The sequence below is a fragment of the Niallia sp. 01092 genome (assembly GCF_052318935.1).
Classification (GTDB): Bacteria; Bacillota; Bacilli; order Bacillales; family Cytobacillaceae; genus Niallia.
Window position 1 is genome coordinate 19,524 of the sequence record NZ_JBQRKO010000016.1, and the last position, 20,338, is coordinate 39,861.

Annotated in this window: 19 protein-coding genes; 10 read left to right on the forward strand and 9 right to left on the reverse strand. The window is 35.9% G+C overall.

Features of this window, described 5'->3' with window-relative positions:
- Positions 1 to 73 precede the first annotated feature (73 nt).
- The 3 genes from ACTXGU_RS15185 to ACTXGU_RS15195 all read right to left on the reverse strand — a co-directional run bounded on the left by ACTXGU_RS15185 (position 74) and on the right by ACTXGU_RS15195 (position 1,426).
- Positions 74 to 931 carry a DUF421 domain-containing protein gene (locus tag ACTXGU_RS15185; protein WP_443482373.1) on the reverse strand — a complete coding sequence of 286 codons (858 nt, stop codon included), beginning with the start codon at positions 929 to 931 and terminating at the stop codon, positions 74 to 76.
- A gap of 19 nt (positions 932 to 950) precedes the next feature.
- A complete protein-coding gene (locus tag ACTXGU_RS15190; RefSeq protein ID WP_443482374.1) occupies positions 951 to 1,157 on the reverse strand; it encodes a DUF1657 domain-containing protein in 207 nt (68 codons plus the stop codon).
- Between the two features lie 62 nt (positions 1,158 to 1,219).
- On the reverse strand, positions 1,220 to 1,426 hold the full coding sequence (locus tag ACTXGU_RS15195) for a DUF1657 domain-containing protein (protein WP_443482375.1): 207 nt from the start codon (positions 1,424 to 1,426) through the stop codon (positions 1,220 to 1,222).
- A gap of 202 nt (positions 1,427 to 1,628) precedes the next feature.
- Between ACTXGU_RS15195 and ACTXGU_RS15200 the strand changes: the two genes are divergently transcribed.
- On the forward strand, positions 1,629 to 1,886 hold the full coding sequence (locus tag ACTXGU_RS15200) for a hypothetical protein (protein WP_443482376.1): 258 nt from the start codon (positions 1,629 to 1,631) through the stop codon (positions 1,884 to 1,886).
- Positions 1,887 to 2,396: 510 nt separating this feature from the next.
- Here ACTXGU_RS15200 and zupT read toward each other — a convergent pair.
- Positions 2,397 to 3,209: a zinc transporter ZupT gene (gene zupT / locus ACTXGU_RS15205; protein WP_443482377.1), complete on the reverse strand. Its 813-nt coding sequence runs from the start codon at positions 3,207 to 3,209 to the stop codon at positions 2,397 to 2,399.
- 262 nt (positions 3,210 to 3,471) lie between these two features.
- Here zupT and ACTXGU_RS15210 point away from each other — a divergent pair, with 262 nt between their 5' ends.
- The gene (locus ACTXGU_RS15210; protein WP_443482378.1) at positions 3,472 to 3,840 is read left to right on the forward strand and encodes a MerR family transcriptional regulator; all 369 of its coding nucleotides are present in this window, start codon (positions 3,472 to 3,474) and stop codon (positions 3,838 to 3,840) included.
- 408 nt (positions 3,841 to 4,248) lie between these two features.
- Here ACTXGU_RS15210 and ACTXGU_RS15215 read toward each other — a convergent pair whose 3' ends face one another.
- A complete protein-coding gene (locus ACTXGU_RS15215) occupies positions 4,249 to 5,190 on the reverse strand; it encodes a DMT family transporter (protein WP_443482379.1) in 942 nt (313 codons plus the stop codon).
- A 143-nt stretch (positions 5,191 to 5,333) separates the two neighbouring features.
- Positions 5,334 to 6,629 carry a Glu/Leu/Phe/Val family dehydrogenase gene (locus ACTXGU_RS15220; RefSeq protein WP_443482380.1) on the reverse strand — a complete coding sequence of 432 codons (1,296 nt, stop codon included), beginning with the start codon at positions 6,627 to 6,629 and terminating at the stop codon, positions 5,334 to 5,336.
- 678 nt (positions 6,630 to 7,307) lie between these two features.
- Between ACTXGU_RS15220 and ACTXGU_RS15225 the strand changes: the two genes are divergently transcribed.
- The 7 genes from ACTXGU_RS15225 to ACTXGU_RS15255 all read left to right on the forward strand — a co-directional run bounded on the left by ACTXGU_RS15225 (position 7,308) and on the right by ACTXGU_RS15255 (position 14,625).
- Positions 7,308 to 8,036: a nucleoside phosphorylase gene (locus ACTXGU_RS15225; RefSeq protein WP_443482381.1), complete on the forward strand. Its 729-nt coding sequence runs from the start codon at positions 7,308 to 7,310 to the stop codon at positions 8,034 to 8,036.
- 68 nt (positions 8,037 to 8,104) lie between these two features.
- Positions 8,105 to 8,839, forward strand: a complete 735-nt coding sequence (locus ACTXGU_RS15230; RefSeq protein WP_443482382.1) for a GntR family transcriptional regulator — start codon at positions 8,105 to 8,107, stop codon at positions 8,837 to 8,839.
- A 12-nt stretch (positions 8,840 to 8,851) separates the two neighbouring features.
- Positions 8,852 to 9,484, forward strand: coding sequence for a class II aldolase/adducin family protein (locus ACTXGU_RS15235; protein ID WP_443482383.1), 633 nt, complete (start codon positions 8,852 to 8,854; stop codon positions 9,482 to 9,484).
- A 37-nt stretch (positions 9,485 to 9,521) separates the two neighbouring features.
- Positions 9,522 to 10,562, forward strand: coding sequence for an S-methyl-5-thioribose-1-phosphate isomerase (gene mtnA, locus ACTXGU_RS15240; RefSeq protein WP_443482384.1), 1,041 nt, complete (start codon positions 9,522 to 9,524; stop codon positions 10,560 to 10,562).
- 24 nt (positions 10,563 to 10,586) lie between these two features.
- Positions 10,587 to 11,786, forward strand: a complete 1,200-nt coding sequence (locus ACTXGU_RS15245) for a NupC/NupG family nucleoside CNT transporter (RefSeq protein ID WP_443482385.1) — start codon at positions 10,587 to 10,589, stop codon at positions 11,784 to 11,786.
- A gap of 149 nt (positions 11,787 to 11,935) precedes the next feature.
- Positions 11,936 to 13,222: an amidohydrolase gene (locus ACTXGU_RS15250; RefSeq protein WP_443482386.1), complete on the forward strand. Its 1,287-nt coding sequence runs from the start codon at positions 11,936 to 11,938 to the stop codon at positions 13,220 to 13,222.
- Between the two features lie 101 nt (positions 13,223 to 13,323).
- The gene (locus ACTXGU_RS15255) at positions 13,324 to 14,625 is read left to right on the forward strand and encodes a hypothetical protein (protein WP_443482387.1); all 1,302 of its coding nucleotides are present in this window, start codon (positions 13,324 to 13,326) and stop codon (positions 14,623 to 14,625) included.
- A gap of 680 nt (positions 14,626 to 15,305) precedes the next feature.
- On the opposite strand, the gene ACTXGU_RS15260 is transcribed toward ACTXGU_RS15255, so the two are convergent.
- A complete protein-coding gene (locus ACTXGU_RS15260) occupies positions 15,306 to 15,848 on the reverse strand; it encodes a sugar O-acetyltransferase (RefSeq protein WP_443482388.1) in 543 nt (180 codons plus the stop codon).
- Positions 15,849 to 16,194: 346 nt separating this feature from the next.
- Between ACTXGU_RS15260 and ACTXGU_RS15265 the strand changes: the two genes are divergently transcribed.
- The gene (locus ACTXGU_RS15265; protein WP_443482389.1) at positions 16,195 to 16,335 is read left to right on the forward strand and encodes a hypothetical protein; all 141 of its coding nucleotides are present in this window, start codon (positions 16,195 to 16,197) and stop codon (positions 16,333 to 16,335) included.
- Positions 16,336 to 16,694: 359 nt separating this feature from the next.
- Here ACTXGU_RS15265 and ACTXGU_RS15270 read toward each other — a convergent pair whose 3' ends face one another.
- Complete coding sequence (locus tag ACTXGU_RS15270; protein ID WP_443482390.1) at positions 16,695 to 17,885, reverse strand: PDZ domain-containing protein; 1,191 nt, start codon at positions 17,883 to 17,885, stop codon at positions 16,695 to 16,697.
- Between the two features lie 409 nt (positions 17,886 to 18,294).
- Positions 18,295 to 20,310 carry a transketolase gene (gene tkt / locus ACTXGU_RS15275; protein ID WP_443482391.1) on the reverse strand — a complete coding sequence of 672 codons (2,016 nt, stop codon included), beginning with the start codon at positions 20,308 to 20,310 and terminating at the stop codon, positions 18,295 to 18,297.
- Positions 20,311 to 20,338 lie beyond the last annotated feature (28 nt).

Consider the following 20,338-nt stretch of genomic DNA (forward strand, 5'->3'; position numbering starts at 1 on the left):
CTCGCAGATTCCCTTCCTATAAACAACATGATCGTTTAACAAAGCCTATGTTTATAATTAATCTTTATCTATTCTAATTTTCTAAATATACTGTAACACGCTTTTGCACTTCCAACATTTTATTTGCATTTTTTTTATACATTTCTTTTGCTTCTTTATTCTCTGTCTGTAATGCGTACATTTCTAAATCTGCCTGTATTTTTTTTATGGTTGCGAGTAAGAGCGGACGTTCTTGCGGTTTTGCCAATTGGATTTTATCATCAAATATATCAACGGTTAGTTCTCCATAGGAATTCACTTCTCCTAAAAATACATTTTCGAGTGTTACTCCCAATTTACTTAATTCTATTTGCAGCCAATCCATTGTTTTGCCTGCTTTTTTTAATGAATCAAACAATACTTTTCCATCCATAATAATGGTTTGCGGGACTTTCTCTTTTGGCATTGTCATGTTTAAATCTTTTGGTGTCAACGGACGGTTTTCTTTTTTCAATTGAACGCTTAACATGCCTTTTGGCTCTAGCACTGCATATTCTACTTGTGATAAACTGAATACATTTTTTTGTCTTAACAGGCTGGAAAAATCATCGATTGTATAATTTTCTTTTTTTAAATTGTCTTCAAGCAATTTTCCATCTTCGATAAGTACTGTCCCTGTTCCATCAATTACATTTCTTAATGTTTTGCTTTTTAAAGATATAAAATCTGCTAAATAAGAAACAATTCCAAACACAAATATTGCTAATATACCATGGGAAATTTTTGTTTCACTTAAAACAACTTCTCCGACAATATCTCCAAGTGTTATACTTGCTATGTATTCAAATAAGGACAATTGTGATATATGCTTTTTTCCTAAAAGCTTGGCGGTTATAAAAAGAATGATGACAAATAAAAATGCACGCATGGCTACTTCTAAACCGTTTATCATCTCTCATCCACTCCTTTTATTAAGATGAACTATATTCGTTTTCTTCTCTTTCTATCTCATATACCCTTAATTGAATTTCATTTTTTATTTCACCAACTAACACCATTGCTTCATGAAAATGAATTTGTGCTTCTTCTTCCCTTGAATGCAAAGCAAAAGTCGATAATTGAGATTCAATCCCTTTTAAACTTGCTAATGTTTGTTTAACATTGGATGCTACCGTCATAAGTTATCTCCTTTTCGGATGGGTATGATTGGCAATCAAAGCCAACCATACCGAAATAAGCATTATTGTTGTGAGTATTGAGGTTCTTCTTGTTCAATCTCTTGTACTCGTGGATTTAAAGTATCAATGATTTGTTGTGTTTGTTTTGCTGCATCTTGATAAAGCTGTTTTGCAGATTCATTATCTGTAGCTAAAGCAAATGTTTCAAAGCTAGCTTGTGCACTTTTTAACCCTGCAACTGTTTGTTTTACATCACTAATTACTGTCATTTATTTCTCCTCCTGTACTGATTTTTGTTACCTTTTTATCATCTCTTTTTACGTTTTACTTATTCAATTTTTTTTTAGGAACTTCTTCTAATTTGACAAAAATAAACCAGTTCCTTAGAAAAATGGTATATAATACATGTGAGACAAGATGTAGGCTAAATTTAAAAAAACTATTTTATTCATGACTCTAGGAGGAATTACGATGACAGGGTTGGTTGCTGTAATTATGATCTTTTCTATCCCTATTATTGCTATTACAACTGCACATTTACGAAAACAAACGAAATTAAAACATAGTATGTTAAAAGATGAAATAGAACTGGAAAAAATAAAGCATACGAATTTCTTGCTAGAAACAGAAAGAATGAAACTAGAATTAGAAAAAATGGATAAAGAAAGTTCTATCATTTTAGGCGAGAGGACTCCCACCTCAAGGAATGTGCAGGACGTAGTCCAATGAGTAGGTGGAAGGTGAATCGCCTTCGGACACGGTCTGCCAACAAAAGATACCGTAAGACAGATTGTTGGCAGATTAAGTATCCGACATGGTACAATATTCCTAGAATCGTTCCTTGAAAACTGAACATAGCAGGTTGTGGCAGGAATCGTTGCTTTGCCACGTAAAATGTTCAAGCCAAACGTCAGCCGAGGCACACATTCGTGTGAAAACCAATAAACTGAAAAGAAGTCCCAAAGGCATCAAAATAAGACCAATGGGATAGAGGGGTTGGGTGTTTTTAGCACACCAATGTGTCAACTCCACTAACGTTAAGCGTTCAGACATGTTCGATACGTTAGAAACCCCCACTTCAAATTTTTGTTAGAAAATTAAGTGGCGGGAGTATTCATAGAGAACAAAAGCATTTTATAACGACTAACATTTGAAGAAGTGAAACTGCTTATTAGTGGAAAATCCGAAAAAAAGATGAATGATTAAAAGGCTTTTTCCTTTTTCATTCATCTTTTTACACTATATAAATAATAATAAACTAACCGCCATCACAGCCATGCCGGCAATTAAGCCATAAATAGATAAATGACCTTCATCGTATTTTTTTGCGGCAGGCAATAATTCATCTAATGAAATAAACACCATGATTCCAGCAACTGCTGCAAATATTAACCCAAACATCACATCATTTAAAAATGGCATTAATATGAGAAAAGCAACAATCGCGCCAATTGGTTCTGCAAGCCCGGATAAAAAGGATAATTTGAATGCTTTTTTCCGATCACCTGTTGCAAAAAAAATGGGTACTGCTACTGCAATGCCTTCAGGAATATTGTGAATAGCAATGGCAACTGCTATTGCTATTCCGAGCCCTGGATCTTCGAGTGCAGCTGTAAATGTCGCAATTCCTTCGGGAAAATTATGTATCGCTATTGCTAATGCTGTAAACATCCCCATTTTCAGAAGGGAATGATCTTGTTTTTCAACTACACTTAACGTATTAATATCCTCTATTTTTTTGGGTTCATGCGGATTGGTTTGCTCTGGTACAAATTTATCAATCAATGCAATAAGCAACATACCGGCAAAAAATCCACCAACCGTTAACCAGTTCCCTAACTGATTTCCTAAAGAATCAACCAATGCCACCTTGGCTTTAACAAAAATTTCAATCATGGAAACATAAATCATCACCCCTGCAGAAAATCCAAGCGTCCATGATAAAAATTTAGTATTAGTTGTAGAGGTAAAAAAGGAAAGCATGCTGCCAATGCCTGTTGCAAGACCAGCAAATAAGGTTAACCCAAAAGCAAATAATAAATTTTCTGGCATCTTTCGTCCCCTTAATATGTACTTTTAATTATATTTTAACTGTATGCTAGTTTTTTTCAATTCCATTTGAATACGAAAGTGCAGTGGCGACGAAATCACATTAGTTTTAACCAACCAAATGTACAAGAATTTAATAAAAATATGAAAGGCTCACCTTTTGGGAGAGGAGCCTTTCACTTTAAAAATAAGTGATAGTATGATAAATATTATAGGAAAGAAGATTCATACGCTAGTATAATGCAGAAACTCTGGGGGTATAATCATGGGCTTTACAATTGGTCAAGTTGCAGATCAAATAGGATTATCTATACACACACTGCGTTACTATGAAAAAGAAGGCATTATTCCCGATGTTAGCCGCAATGAGAGCGGCATTCGCTTGTATGAAACAAAAGATATTCAGTATCTTCAATTTATCTGCTGCCTTCGGGCAACAGGTATGAGCGTGTCTGATTTAAAAGAATTTGTACGTCTCGAACAGCAAGGAGACGACACTATTGATCATCGTATCATTATGCTGCAAAAACAAAAAGACAACCTAGCCTCACAAATAAAGCAGCTCATAACACATCAAGAAAAAATTGATGATAAAATTAATTGGTATCGAAATAGGGTGTTGGAGGGGGACTAAACTCACTTTATACCAGCAAACTTTTTCTTGTAATTCTCCCTCTAATATTACCCCTTTACGAAATTTAGCAGCACACACTTCCAAAACACGAGTACTCATCGTAGTAGAGCGTTTCCAATGAAATAAACGTTCGAAAAAAGAAAAAAGAAAAAAAAAGACAAGATAAGGCAAGTTGGTCTGCCTCGGTCTTTTCTCTTCATTATATATAAACGCTCTTTTCGTATAGATTGTTGTTATTTACCCCGCAGACTGAATACACTTCGCTTTCCGCGGGAGAGTGCCGAGCCTCCTCGTCGCTATGCTCCTGTGGGGTCTCGTCTTTTTCGCTTTTCCCACAGGAGTCTACGTGTATTCAGGCTGCTCAGTGCTTTAGCAATGTTTATTATTTTATCCAAAAACAACAAACTTTTACATTCCCTTATCCATTTTAGAAGCAAGTTTAAGTGGATTCCTCTTCATCTTACGAATAAACTCTTCTAAAGCCCCGGAGCCAAGTAAAATACCTACAATAATAAATACAAATCCTGTATCTTGTGACAGCACAATCGTCTCTCCTAAAAACAAAACAGCACCAACTAAAGCAAAGAATGGATTTAAGTTGATAAAAATGGCAGCTTCTGTTACGCCGATTTTTCCAACTGCATAATTGTAAGCCATATGACCAAGTGCAGTTGCAATAATAGCAGAGCTAAAGAAAATAAGCCATACACTAAAAGAACCTTTAGCCATGCTTGCTAATCCATTCGGTTCCGTAAATAAACTAATCATAAAAAGACAAATGGAACCGATTATTAACATAAATCCTGTCATTAACCGAGGGTCTAGCGTATTAGATACTTTTTTTATCATAATAAAGCTGATTGCCTGTGATAAGATGCTAATAAACATATATAGATCGCCAAATGACACACCATTCCATCCATTTGCCCCTTTTAGCACGATAAAATACACACCTAATAAACCGAAGAAAACGCCTACCATTTTAGAAACCGTCACCGCACTACGTAAAAAAATGATTGCTAAAATGGTGGACAATAACGGCCCCATCCCTAAAATAAGACCTCCATTTGTAGCAGAAGTATTTTTTAAACCGATAGATAAAAAATAATGATGGCCAACGACATTAAATAACGCTCCTAAACAAACATATACCCACTCTTTTTTTGTTAACATGCGTACTTTTTTCAAACTAAAAAGAATAATAAAGACACAAATGCCTGCAGTAAAGATGCGGAAAGCAGTCATAGTAGTCGGCAGAAAGTTAGCTACCAATACTTTTGTAGCAATAACATTCATCCCCCATGTGACCATTACACATAATAATATGAAATAAATAGTACTTTTTTTCAATTCCTATCCCTCTTTTCCACCACTAATCATCGCACAAAAAAAGGGGGAAGAACATACTAAAATATATAAAAGCCAGTATAAAAAGCGGCAATGCTTTATACTGGCTTTTGTGAATCACAATATATTTAATATAATCAAACTATTTACACCCAACCACGATAATGGGTAGCTTCTGCCATTTTTCTTATTCCAACCATGTAAGCAGCTAAACGCATATCTACTTGATAATTTTGGGCAGTTGAAAAAACTCTATGAAAAGAATCGATAACCTTCGATCGTAATTTTTGTTCCACTTCTTCTTCAGGCCAATAATACCCTTGATTATTTTGCACCCATTCAAAGTAGGAAACAGTTACTCCACCAGAACTAGCAAGTACGTCAGGTACAAGCAGGATATTTTTTTCTGTCAGTATTTTTGTTGCTTCAAATGTTGTTGGCCCATTGGCAGCTTCCACAACAATTTCCGCTTTAATATGTTCTGCATTCGCCTCTGTAATTTGATTAGAAATGGCTGCTGGAACAAGAATATCACATTCTTTTTCAAGCAATTCTTTATTACTAATAACATTTGTAAATAGATTCGTTACTGTACCAAAACTATCGCGTCTATCCAGTAAATATTCAATATCAAGCCCGCTTCTGTCATAAAGCGCCCCGTTCGCATCTGAAATTCCAATCACTTTTGCACCAGCATCTTGCATAAATTTTGCAATATAGCTTCCTGCATTTCCAAACCCTTGGACAATTACTCGTGCACCTTTTAAATCAATCCCTTTTCTCTTTGCTGCTTCTTCAATGCATATAGTAACACCTTTAGCTGTAGCTGTTTCACGTCCTTGTGATCCTCCTAGTACAAGAGGTTTTCCAGTAATAAATCCTGGTGAATCAAATTCTTGTATACGACTATATTCATCCATCATCCATGCCATAATTTGTGGATTTGTAAAGACATCAGGTGCCGGAATATCTTTTGTTGGCCCTACAATCTGGCTAATTGCACGTACATATCCTCGGCTTAAACGTTCTAACTCCCGAAATGACATGTTACGGGGTTCGCAAACAATCCCCCCTTTTCCACCACCATAAGGAAGATCAAAAATTCCACATTTTAAACTCATCCACATCGATAAAGCTTTTACTTCCGTTTCATTTACCTCAGGATGAAAGCGAATTCCTCCTTTTGTAGGTCCTACTGCGTCATTATGTTGTGATCGATAGCCAGTAAATATTTTCGTGGAACCATCATCCATTCGTACTGGAATTCGAACAGTAAGCATGCGAAGCGGCTCTTTCAGCAGCTCGTACATATCGTTGCTAAAGCCTAATTTATGAATTGCTTCCTTAATAATAGCTTGAGTGGAACGGAGTAAACCTATTTCTTCTTCTTGTTTATCTGTTTTTTCCACTTTATTTATAGTACTAGTTGATTCTTTTATCATTTGTGCACCTCGTATGCATTATATTTAATTTTAAAACGATTATTTTTTAGTATAATTTTAATGACTGATATTCAGTTATTTTTAGGATGTCATAAACAGATTTTAAAGTTAATTCATTGCTATGTCTCCTTTATTAGTTGCCTTCATTTTTCGTAAAAATAATTATAACGAGTAATTTAAAAACAACCATTTTTACTATGATAAAAACACCACCATAATTCTGCTTACGTTTAATAAACTATTACTTGAATAACCATGGTGCCAATTATTATTTTATTAACACAATGATTAACTGCAATCATAATATTAGAAATAAGCTGTTCCGTCTACACAGATGTCATAATTTCTGACACAGTTTTTATTAACGCAGGATATTTTGTGTCAGAATTTCTCTTGTTAGAGAAAGAAACAATATATTCACTATTATACTTCCAAAAAAATTCCCTATTTCTAGAGATTGCAAACGTTCGATTTCTTCATTATTTTCCTTTCTAAGATGCTCATTACCCAAATAGGAAACATTTAAGTATTATTCAGAGAAATATCTTGATGGAAAAACTATTAATGAAATTAAAAAACTATCAGAAAATTGAGAACAACCCCTTGACAACTTTCACTTTTTTTAATTATTATGAGGTCAAGAGGTCAAACCTCTTAGGTGAAATTCGAGGTGATAATATGAAAAATGCAGAAAATTTGATGCCCACATTACGAGTACGGCCAGGTGAAATCTCAGAATTAGTACTTGTTTGCGGCAGTCCAGATCGAGCCAAGCTGATTGGTGATCAGCTGGAAGATTCGAAAGAGATTGCTTATTTCCGTGAATATCGCACGATCAATGGGTATTACAAAGGAGTTAAAATTACAGTTTGCAGTCATGGTGTTGGTGCACCAGGTGCAGCGATCTGCTTTGAAGAGTTAATTAAAGCTGGAGCGAAAAAAATCATTCGTGTTGGTACAGCTGGTTCTTATCACGAGGATTTACCTCCAGGCAGTCTGATTATTGCTGATTCAGCCGTTCGCGCAGAGGGTCTGACCAAACAGCTTGTTCCAGAAGGCGTTCCAGCAGTGGCAGATTTTAAATTGTTAACCGCTCTTGAAGATACAGCAAAAACAAAAGATATTAAATATGGTTTAGGAACGATTGTCACGCTCGACGCATTTTATGCCGGACCATTAGAATTCCCACATATGCTATATAAAGAATCAGGTGCCTTAGGGGCTGAAATGGAACTAGCTGCTCTATATGTAATTGCCAGGCTTAGAGGTGTTGCAGCTGCAGGTATTTTCGCACTTGATGGATATGCTTTTGCAGATATGAACAACTACAATCCACACAAAGACTTAGTTCATCAAGCGATTCAAAATGAGATTGATATCGCACTCGATACATTCTTGAAAATTTAACTATTTCTTTTAGGACGACAGCCGCTGCTGTAAAATAGAATTTTAATGTCGTTTTAGGAGGGAAAAAAATGAAAGATATTAGCATAGAAAAGAAATCATTAGCAACCATTGCATTTAAAAAAATCGTGGACCTTATTGAAACAGATGTTTTAGCAATAGGAGAAAAACTGGATGCTGAACAAAAACTTGCAAACAAACTAAATATTAGTCGACCAGTTCTGCGTGAAGCACTACAGCGTTTAGAATTAGAAGGTTACATTGTAAGAAAGCATGGTGTAGGTACATTTGTGATTTCAAAATCTCCCGTTTTATCAAGCGGTATTGAAAAACTAGATAGTGTGACTGAACTAGTTGGCGCCCAGAACTATCAGGTAGGGACAATCGCTGTGACCAAACCTCAGTTAAGTAATGATTTACATATCAAAAAACAGCTTCGTATGGGAGAAAATGAGGAACTGTATGTGTTTGAACGGATTCGGACTGCGGATAAAAAGCCTTTTGCTCTGGATAAAGTCTATATGCCAGAACGTCTTTTAATGAATAAAACATTTACAGGAGATGATGATCAGTCTATTTTAGATTATTTAAGTCATGTTCATTCCATTGAGATTTTTAGTTCACAGTGTAATATGTTTGCTGAAAACGCTTCAGAAGAAATTTCCAAAAAACTCGGCGTTATTGAAAATGAAGCGCTGCAAGTACTGGAACAAACTTTTTACGATAATGCAAATCACCCGGTGTTTTACGGTAAAAGTTATATTGCAAGCAACATCATGAAATTCAATTTGGTCCGCAGAAGATAAGGTGGATAGGACATGTATCAAATATTACAGCAAGAAGTTCATGCCTACGCACTAAAAGCTTTTCGTACTGGTCTTATGGCAGGTACAAGTGGTAATTTTAGTGCATTTGACAGAGAGCTTGGCGTCATAGCCATTACACCAAGTGGCGTCGATTACGAAACGATAAAAATTGAAGACATTACTATACTTGATTTGAAAGGAAATTGCATTAAAGGAAAATTTCCCCCTTCATCAGAGTGGCAGATGCATCTTGCGATCTATGCAACAATGCCAGAAGCAGCAGGAGTTGCACATACCCATTCTCCCTATGCAACAGCTTTTGCTGTTTTGAATCAGCAAATTCCTGTTGTCTTAATTGAAATGGTACTTCTAGGAGGGGAAATTCCAGTGGCGCCATTCGCCCTTCCAGGCACTTTAGAACTTGGAGAAAAAGTTGTTGCTACTTTAAAGAAAAATCAAACCTCCGCTTGCCTGCTAAAAAATCATGGTGCGCTCACAATTGGTACCACACTTGAAGAAGCCTACATGAAATCTGTATATTTAGAAGATTCTGCAAAAATTTATCATTTTGCTAAATCTGCAGGTGAGGTCCATCTTGTCAGTGAAAGGGCCATTCAGGAAATGAAGCAGAAAATGGCTATTTGATAAACTGCTGAATTTTTATTAAAGGGGAATTAATCATATGAAAACTATTGAATCTGTAACCTATGATGGTTCAAAAATTACATTTCTAGATCAGACCAAATTACCGAACGAAGAAGTTTATTTGGAAATTGAAAACCTCAAAGATTTGTGGGATGCCATTTTTGAACTGAAAATCCGTGGTGCACCAGCGATTGGAATTGCAGCTGCATTCGGGTTGGCTCTTTTTTCTAATCAACTGGAGACGGACAACAGCTTGACTTTTATTAAACAGTGCCGCGAAATTTCAGAAAAACTCGCGAGTTCCCGTCCGACAGCAGTTAACTTATTCTGGGCACTACGCCGAATGGATGCAATGCTTGACGAATCAAAATCCGTGTCAGAACTAAAAAGTTTGCTTAATAACGAAGCACATGCTATCAAAGCGGATGAAGCTGATATTTGCAAAACAATCGGTGATTACGGCTTGACATTATTAAAAGATGGGATGACACTTCTCACTCACTGTAATGCAGGTGGAATTGCAACAGCAAATAAATACGGAACAGCGCTTGCACCTATATTCCTTGCTAAAGAAAAAGGCATGAATATTAACGTTTTTGCTAATGAAACAAGACCGTTATTACAAGGAGCTAGGTTGACAACATGGGAACTTATGCGGGCTGATATCGATGTGACTCTCATTACTGACAACATGGCCGCAATGGTAATGAGGCAAGGGAAAATAGATGCTGTCATTGTGGGGTGTGACCGTATTGCAGCAAATGGGGATACAGCGAATAAAATCGGCACTTACGGATTAGCTGTTTTAGCAGAAAAACATGGGATTCCGTTCTACGTAGCAAGCCCGCTATCTACCATTGATATGGAAACAAAAACAGGGGAAACTATTCCGATTGAGGAACGAAAAGCAGAAGAAATCACAGAAGGTTTTGGTAAACGCACCGCACCTGAAGATGATGTTGTGGTTTATAATCCGGCCTTTGATGTTACGCCGAACGAGCTAATCACTGCTATCATTACCGAAAAAGGGATTGTCACTGCACCATTTGAAAAAAATTTGAAACAGCTTTTTAAATAAAATAACTTTTACAAGGAGGACATAATGAACTTATATCTGATTATCAATATTATTGGAGTTGCTGCTTTTATCGGTTTTGCATTTCTTTTTTCAAAAAACAAGAAAAATATCCAATGGAAATCTATAGGAATATTAGTAGTCTTTAACGTATTTCTTGCTTGGTTTTTAATGGTGTTTCCAATTGGAAGGTGGATTATCAGCCAAATTGCCGTTGGGTTCAACTGGTTGATGGAGACAGCCTACTCTGGTATTGGATTTGCTTTTGCCAGCATGGTGCATGTTAAAAATATGGATGTTGTATTTAGTGCCCTCATGCCGATTCTGTTGATTGTACCGCTTTTTGATATCTTAACTTATTTCGGAATTTTACCGAAAATTATACATAGCCTAGGTTGGGCGCTTTCCAAATTAACTGGACGACCTAAATTTGAGTCCTTCTTTGCTATTGAAATGATGTTCCTCGGAAATACTGAAGCACTCGCTGTTTCAAGTGGTCAGCTCAAATCCATGAGTTCCGAGCGTCTATTTACCATTTCCTTGATGTCGATGAGCTGTGTATCTGCGGCAATGATTGGTGTCTACACGCAAATGATTCCTTCACAGTTTGTTCTGACAGCTATTCCGCTTAATATTATTAATACAATTATTGTCACAAGTATTTTAAATCCAGTAAAGGTGCCAAAAGATGAAGATGTGATTTTCGAATTAAAAAAAGAAGAAAAGCCACCTTTTTTCTCTTTCCTTGGAGATTCCATTTTAGGAGCAGGGAAGCTAATTTTAATTATTACAGCAATGCTGATTTCTTTTATAGCACTTTCAGCTTTGATCGATAAAATTTTACAAATTTTTGCTTCCTGGTTGACGCTTAGCAGTATTCTTGGGACAGCGATGATGCCATTTTCGCTTCTGCTCGGTTTGCCAATTGATGAAGCTTTTAAAACGGCCCAATACATGGGAACGAAGCTTGTTACCAATGAATTTGTCGTGATGGCTGATATTATGCCAAAGTTAAATACTTTTTCACCACACATGAAAGCTGTCTTATGTACGTTCCTTGTTTCTTTTACCAACTTTTCAACGATTGGCATGGTCCTCGGTTGTTTTAATGGGATTGTTAGTAAAGAAAAAGCAACTAATTTATCTCGTGGTGTCTGGATGATGATTCTTTCAGGGACACTTGTTTCACTAATGAGTGCAGCTATTGTTGGTTTGTTCGTCTGGTAAGATAAATGTTGAGTATTACGCTATATTTACTCAATTTTAAGATAAAGTGAAACTAAAATACAGTGGGAAGGTTTCTCCTCTCCCACTTTTTAGTACATTACAATCCGCAGGAAGTAATCAGTCAATCATTACTAGGAGGAACAATTATCGTGAATACGAGATTTTACAATGGCTACATATTATCAATGAAAAAAAACATGGAGATTACTTTTGGTGAAGTATGGGTAGAAGGTTCTACGATTTCTTATGTTGGACCTAAGAAAGAATGCTCCATAGTGTGGGATCGCGAAATTGATTTAAATCATAATTTGATCATGCCTGGATTTAAGAATGCTCACACGCATTCAGCGATGACCTGCTTACGATCGATGGCAGATGATAAACCATTAAAAAGCTGGTTAGAAGAAAGTATTTTTCCTTTTGAAGCTAAATTGAATAAAGATGATATCTATCATTTATCTAAACTCGCAATCTTAGAATATCTAACAAGTGGAATTACAGCAAATTTTGATATGTATTTTTACCCTGAAAGTATTGCTCAAGCATCCTATGATTGCGGTATGCGTACGGTCATATTAGGTGGATTAAATGATTTTGTGCAAAGTCCGAGTGAGATAGAAGAAAATTATCTAAAGTTAAACAATAATAATCGATACAACGGTTTAATAACGTATGAGATGGGTTTTCATGCTGAATATACCACCTCCCATCATATATTAGAGGAGCTTTCTATAATCGCTAAAAAGTATAAAGCTCCAGTTTATACTCATATTTCTGAAACGAAACAAGAAGTGGAGGAATGTATAAGAAGACATGGCATGACTCCTGCAGTATATTTAAACAGTTTAGGGCTATTCGATTATGGTGGTGGTGGATTTCACGGAGTCCACTTAACAAAAGAAGACATTAACGTATTTAAAGAGAAAAAACTATCCATTGTTCTAAATTGTAGTGCTAATTTAAAATTAGCAAGCGGAATAGCTCCAATTAATGATTTTATCGCAGCGGGTCTAAATATTGGGGTGGGAACAGATGGACCAGCAAGCAATAACAGCTTAGATATGTTTAAAGAGATGTTTTTAGTGAGCGGATTAGGAAAGGTACAGTCTGATCCATCATCAGTTTGTGGCAGTGAAGTATTAGCCATGGCTACACAAGGAAGCGCAAAAGCTATGAATTTAGTAAATTGCGATACCCTTTCAAAAGGGAAATTAGCAGATTTAATTGTTATTGATATGCATAAGCCAAACATGCAGCCCGTTAATCATATTGTAAACAACATCGTATATAGTGGAAGTAAAGATAACATTAAATTAACAATGATTAATGGAGAAATATTATACGAGAATGGCGAGTTTTCACGTTTTAGTACAGAAGAGGTCGAAGAGATTTATAGAAAGTCGAACCAAATTGTTAATAGAATTAGAAACACTTAATAATTCATATTAATGTTGCAGTAATTCACTATTCATTAAATAATGAATAATTAGGTTTCTTTTAAGAAGTCAAAATCAAAATAGAAAAGGCTGAACTGATTATGAGAAAAAAAAGAACCATGATAGAATTAGTAAGTATATTATTAATAAGCGTTTTATTTATCTCAGGTTGTACTAAAACCGTTAATGATCATGAACAACAACAGACGAAAGACACGGTTACGATTAATTCAGAAATAAAATCAAGTGATACCCTTCATGATTCAGAAGAATACTTGGAAAAGTTTTTTGATGTAGAGTTTAAAGAGAATGTAACAAAAGAAGATGTGAATATAGGTATTAAAAAGGTATTTGGAGAAAAAGCCCCACCCATTGACCAAAACTTAAATGGATTGACTTTTATTAAAACACTTAACCAAGCAAGTGGTTTTAAAGAGTTATCTTTAACGTATAGTGATAAAAAGGTTAAAGAAAGCTTGAAAAAAGCGGGGATAAATAAAAAAATTGATAGTAATTTAGCTAAATACGTTGCGTCTTCGATAGATACTAAGCTATTAGATGCTGTAACTGTAAAAGAACTTGTTTCTGCAGATAAAATCACCTCAGATATTGCTACTACTAGCTTTATGGAAGCAGTCAATAACAGCGGTCTCGGAAGGAATTACCTCGGTTATTCAAACGATTCAAATATTTATCGAAAAATAGATGATAGTTGGAAATCTTTTATTTTATACAACGATAAAGAATTGTCCAAATTTGGTGCAAAACTTGTTAAAAATAATACTATTACTGGATATAACTTAAAATTAAACTCCTATAACCCACACTTTTTACCGGAAAAAACGATAACTTATGGACACAATAATATTAACCATGCAATCCAATTAATAGGGCTGCTAAATAGTGAAAACTTAGTAGCTAAGGTGCAGCTCGAACCAAAAGTCTCCATTTTTAAATATTTGCCAGAATGGGGTCCAATTAACGAATCAACACCGATGTATCGGGTTGATAAAGTGGATGGCTTACTATTAGCTAATGCGGTAGAATACGACTTATCCTTAGAATTTTCCTCTATAAAAGATTTGGAAAAATTTGATCAAGTGATAGATAAATATGCTAAGAGAAATAAAGAAAATAAAGGAAAGGGTTTAATTACTACTTCTTGGTGGCAGCCATTCCTTTTAACCTCTAATAATAAAATGCCTAAAGATCGTTTCTTTGAAGTATATGAAGCTAGCGCATCAAATGAACTGTATTCATTGAGAACTGTACTCTTAAAAACTGATAAAGATGAAATAGAGCATAAATTTAAAGAAGTAAATGAATTTGCTAAAACAAAGATTGAAAAAAAGTATACTAATTTAGCCTTTTTTCATTATTTGCAAGGAAAAGATTATGAATAAGTAAAATTTAGTTTTTTCTAAAAGATACATAGATTCCTAATCGAATTTCAGACCGTCGACAAACCCCACACTAGCATTTTTATTAGTGTGGGGTCTTCCTTTGGCTCTGTTAAACTTGACTGTTGATTGCAGCGAGAGGCGTTCGCTTTCCGCGGGCGGTCTGGGAGCCTCCTCGGCGCTGTGCGGAGGTCACTGAAAAAGTGGATGCTATGAAATATATATATAGTGAATATCCAAGCAACGCAGAGATTTCGTTCGGTTTTCCGAGGCTTACCACACGCTTTCCGCGGGGCGAGCGCCGAGCCGCTTCGTCGCTACGCTCCTGCAGGGTCTCGCCTGTCTCGCTAATCCCGCAGGAGTCGTGCGGACGCATCTCCTAACCAACATGATGGTCGTTTTCTAACTCTCTATACCATTTTTATCCTACTAAATATAAGGGTTGCCCCTATAATTTATACAATAAAACACTTTTTCAGTGGCTTCGCTGTTTGCCTGTGGGTTCTCCCTTTGACTCGCTTTTCCCGCAGGAGTCTCACGCCTTCTGCTCCAATCTTCAAAGTGTCAATATCAACATTTAACTTTAACACAGCCTATTAATTATGGAATCTGATACAATCACGCTGTAATTTTTCATAATATGATTTCTAAATTTCCATTAAAAGAGGTTTAGTTAAAGTTCTTTATATATTTTTTAACCACTTAGCTGGATTTCCGGCAACAACTGAATTTTTCGGTACGTCCTTTGTTACAACAGAACCGGCTGCAACAATAGAGTTATCACCTATCGTTATTCCGGGTAGTATGACACTGCTTCCACCAATCCAGACGTTATTGCCAATATTTATGGGGATTGCATATCCATTTTTATTTCTATTTTTTGGTTCAATTGAATGTCCTGCCGTATATAATCCTACATTAGGACCAATCATGCAATCATCACCTATTCTTACCTCTGCTATATCAAGAATCGTACAATTATATCCTGCATAGAAATTATTACCGACATAAATGTTATATCCTAAATCACAATGAAAGTTATGCTCAATAGCTACGTTTTCTCCAACAGAACCAAACAATTCACGAATGATTTTTTCCCTCTTTTCAAAATCTTCTATATCACAAATATTATACTGTTGTACCAATTTCTGTGCTTTAATATTCTTATTTTGTAGTTCTCGTGTTCCTCTTTGATAGTAGATTTTATCTTTATTTGTTTCTGTCATTCCTTTTCTCCTCTCTGCCAAAATAGAAAATCAAAAGTAGAAAAAACTTGAAATCATCTTCTACCTCCTAGATTATATTAAATCTAAATAACTTTCTAAAACTATTTTGTGAAATACCGGACTTATTAATTTAAATGTATCAATAATTTCACGTGTATACCCGTTTTTCTCCAACTCTTCTTGTAGCGCTTTAAGATTTAAACGCTTAACCTTTCTTTTTATTTTTCTTATTTACTGTTAAGAAAATGGTAATAAGGATTACTTAACATTTTTATTAGTATAATTTTTTGGATTAGATAGATACTAGGAAAAGAAAATATTATTTTCTTGAAGGGAGGAATAAACTTTGAAAAGAAAGAAATACTTACTTGTACTATTATCTTCTATTATGTCCCTAGGATTTCTATTTGGGTGTAATGGTGTTGATGAAGATGAACCAGATCCAACTGAAGAACCTTCTGAAGAACAAAACAATGAAAATGAGTAGTAATAATTATTAAAAAGATCAATCATAGTGATAAAATGTGTATAATCAGGAATATTTGTTATGTCGTCCTATTTTTTACTAGGAAACGTAAATAATCAAAAGGATAAATCTCTTGCAGAGAATGATCATTTTGTGCAAAAAGGTCGAACTGGTTAAAAATTTATCTATAAGTCAAATTTTTCTTTATTCCAGAAAAGGGCTTATCTGGAGTAAGAAAAAAGCTCTTTTCCACATCTAATTGTTCAATCCAAGAATAACCAGCTAATATCCCTTCAAGATATTAGCTGGTTTTTGTTACTGATCAAAATAATAAAAACTACGACACTTTCAACTTAATGAATACATTCCGAAAATTACACTCACACCGCCGCATTTCCTTCAAATTTCGTCTCTTGGATAAGAAGCAATCCTAACTCGTGATGATCGCCTTCGTATAATGCTCGCTGCACAAAGCGGACTTCTCCGTGTATATCAAGCACTTCTAGTTTGCAGTGGGCAGAGTTTCGCTGTAATGCTTTATACAGCTCTTTTTTGTTTTGCACAGAAATGTTATTTACTTTTGTGATGATTTCTCCTATTTTCAACTCCATTTTATCTGCAGGGGAATCGGGGACAATTCCTAAAATCTGTACGCCATTGTTTTTTCGGGAAAAATAAAAGGATTTATTTTTTTCTTTATTTTTTTGTCTGTTCGAAATCCATTCACGTCCGATAATAGCAAGCAAAACACTGGCAATCGCGGCAACAGGCAGGAAGTAGGATGCAACGGCACTTAATGCAATGATAACACCTAATCCTACAATATTTTTACCAACCGATCTAACCGCTAAAGCGGGATGCATGCCGATTACTTCTTGTTTAAATCCCAGCAAAAATGGTACGAGAATAAGTGAATAGGTGTGATCACCTACCGTAAATGCCGGCCACCCCTCGATTGGAATAGAAAGAACCCCATGTGGAATAAAAAGGAATAAAGGCACTAGCCATACTCGCTCGGAAATATGTACTCCGATAGACTGACCTCTGTTGCTTTTTTTCAAGCGAGGTGAAGTGCTGTTTACACCTTTTTTTTGGATGAAGATTCCTTCCGCAACAAGCAAAAAACCTAATAAAACAACAGCGGTCGGAAAAATATAGGTTTCTTCAACATAACGCTGCGAAAATAAGAAATAATCCCATTGTTGGTATAACGATGCAATACTTAATAAAATTCCCAATCCTACTGTATATACAGGGGAAAGCAGCCGTGCTTTCAAAAGCAAGCTCAATAAAATGGTGATGACACTAACATAGATCACCAATTCCATCGGTACTACAAGTACAAATAAAACAGATAATATGGATAAACATAATCCAATAATTAATCCTAACGGCAATACTTGTTTTATTTCAAAATATGCATTTTGAGCTCGAACGGTAAAATATTTACGCTCCTTTTTGACTCTCGACACTCCCAAATATGCTGCCAATAAAAAGGAAAAATAAAATACTGGATTCAAAAAAAACTTGCTCATTCCTTTTAATAATTCAAAAAGCCAATCTTGCCCCATTAAGGCCACCTACCTTTTTCGACGACTTCCTATTGTAACTTTTTCTGTTTATTCTTTTTAAAAGAGGTATACTCCTATAAGTAAGCGCTAACAGTTATTTTTTTATCTATTATTCTATTATATTCCACAAAGCTTTTAATAGAAAGACTGTGCGCTACTTTTTCTGCAAAAAACTTACATGGGAGACTAGTTACTCGTCTTCACCATCTAACTAGGAAAATGCAGATTCTAACCCTAATAAAGGCGGTGTGAGCGGAGCCACTCCAAACCCTCTATAAGAATAAAACAAACCACAAAGCACCATCACTTTTGTTTTCCTATTGAAGTTGGCGCAGCTCCGACCCCTTTACCACAAAAAAAAATACCAGACCTTCACTAAAAAGTGATAAAGGTCTGGTACATAAACAAATTATTTTGTTTTAGCTATAGCTGCTTTTACTTTTGTCACTACATTTTCTACTGTAAATCCATATTCTGCAAATAACTTATCTGCAGGAGCGGATGCACCAAAATGATCAATCGTAATAAGTTCCCCTTTTGCGCCGACATATTCTCTCCAGCCTAAAGAAGCACCTGCTTCAATCCCAACTCGTGCCGAAATGTTTTCTGGAAGAACCGTTTCTTTGTACTCAGCAGACTGTTTTTCGAATAAATCCCAGCTTGGCATGCTGACAACTTGAGCAAAAATCCCTTCTTCTTCTAGAGCAGTTTGCGCTTTAACCGCCAACGATACTTCAGAGCCCGTTGCAAGAATCAGCGCTTCTGCTTCTTCTTTTGCTTTGGATACGATATAAGCACCATTTTTTACGCCTTCATATGCTTCTGCCTTTGTCACATCTAAGATCGGCAATGCTTGACGTGTTAATACTAATGCCGTTGGTGTATCTTGACTTTCTATCGCAACTTGCCAAGCAGCTGCCGTTTCTTTTGCATCAGCTGGACGAATAATAGATAAACCTGGCATTGCACGTAAAGATGCAAGCTGTTCAATCGGCTCATGTGTTGGACCGTCTTCCCCAACTGCGATGCTGTCATGTGTAAATACGTATATTACAGGTAATTTCATTAATGCAGCAAGTCGAATAGCAGGACGCAAATAATCGGAGAAAACAAAGAATGTTGCGCCAAATACTTTTACCCCACCATGAAGCGCCATTCCATTTAAAGCAGCACCCATTGCAAATTCACGAACACCGAACCAAATATTTTTAGCTGCATACCCGTCTAAAGCAAAATTTTTCTCATGCCCAATTAATGTTTTATTAGAACCAGCTAAATCTGCAGAACCACCTAAAAAGGCAGGAATCGCTTTTGCAGAAGCTTGAATTGTTTTCCCTGAAGCGTCTCTTGTTGCCATTTGTTCTCCAGCTGTAAATTCAGGAAGACTTTCTTGTAAATCAGCAGGCAATTCTCCTTTAAGCGCTAATTCCAACTGTTCTGCAAGCTCTGGATATTCCGCTTTATAACTTGCAAATAGTGTATTCCATGCTTCTTCTTTTTCCTGTCCAGCTTGAACGAATGTATCATAGTGGGAAGATACTTCTTCTGGCACATAAAATGCTTCCTCATACTCCCATCCATATGCTTGTTTAGCAAGCAATGTTTCCTCTGCTCCAAGTGGTGCACCATGTGAAGCAGATTTTCCGCCTTTATTCGGTGAACCGTAGCCAATAACAGTTTTTACTTCAATTAATGTTGGCACATCAGATTTTTTTGCTTGAGCAATTGCTTCTTGGATTGCTTTTGTATCATTGCCATCTTCTACACGGATTACTTCCCATCCGTATGATTCAAAACGTTTTTGCACATTTTCAGAGAATGATAGATTTAAATCACCGTCTAATGAAATATCATTTGAATCATATAAAACGACTAAACGACCTAATTTTAAATGACCTGCAAGGGACGCTGCTTCTGCCGATACCCCTTCCATTAAATCTCCGTCTCCACAAATGCTGTATGTGTAATGGTCGACAACTGGATAATTTTCTTTATTATATGTTTCAGCTAAATGTCTTTCTGCCATTGCCAATCCAACAGCCATTGCAATCCCTTGACCAAGTGGACCTGTTGTCGCTTCTACTCCTGGTGTATGACCATACTCAGGATGTCCTGGCGTGTTGCTTCCCCATTGACGGAAATTTTTCAAATCATCGATTGTGACACCATATTTAAATAAATGCAATAAGCTGTACAATAACATTGAGCCGTGTCCTGCAGATAATACAAAGCGGTCACGGTTAAACCAATTAGGATTATTTGGATTATGGTTCATTTCTTTTGCCCATAGTGTATAAGCCATAGGTGCTGTACCCATTGGCATTCCCGGATGTCCAGAATTTGATTTTTCAATTGCATCAATGGACAGTGTTCTAATTGTGTTAATGGCAACTTGTTCTACTTGGTTGATTACTACGTTTGACATATTTCACCGTTCCTTTACTTATTAAGGT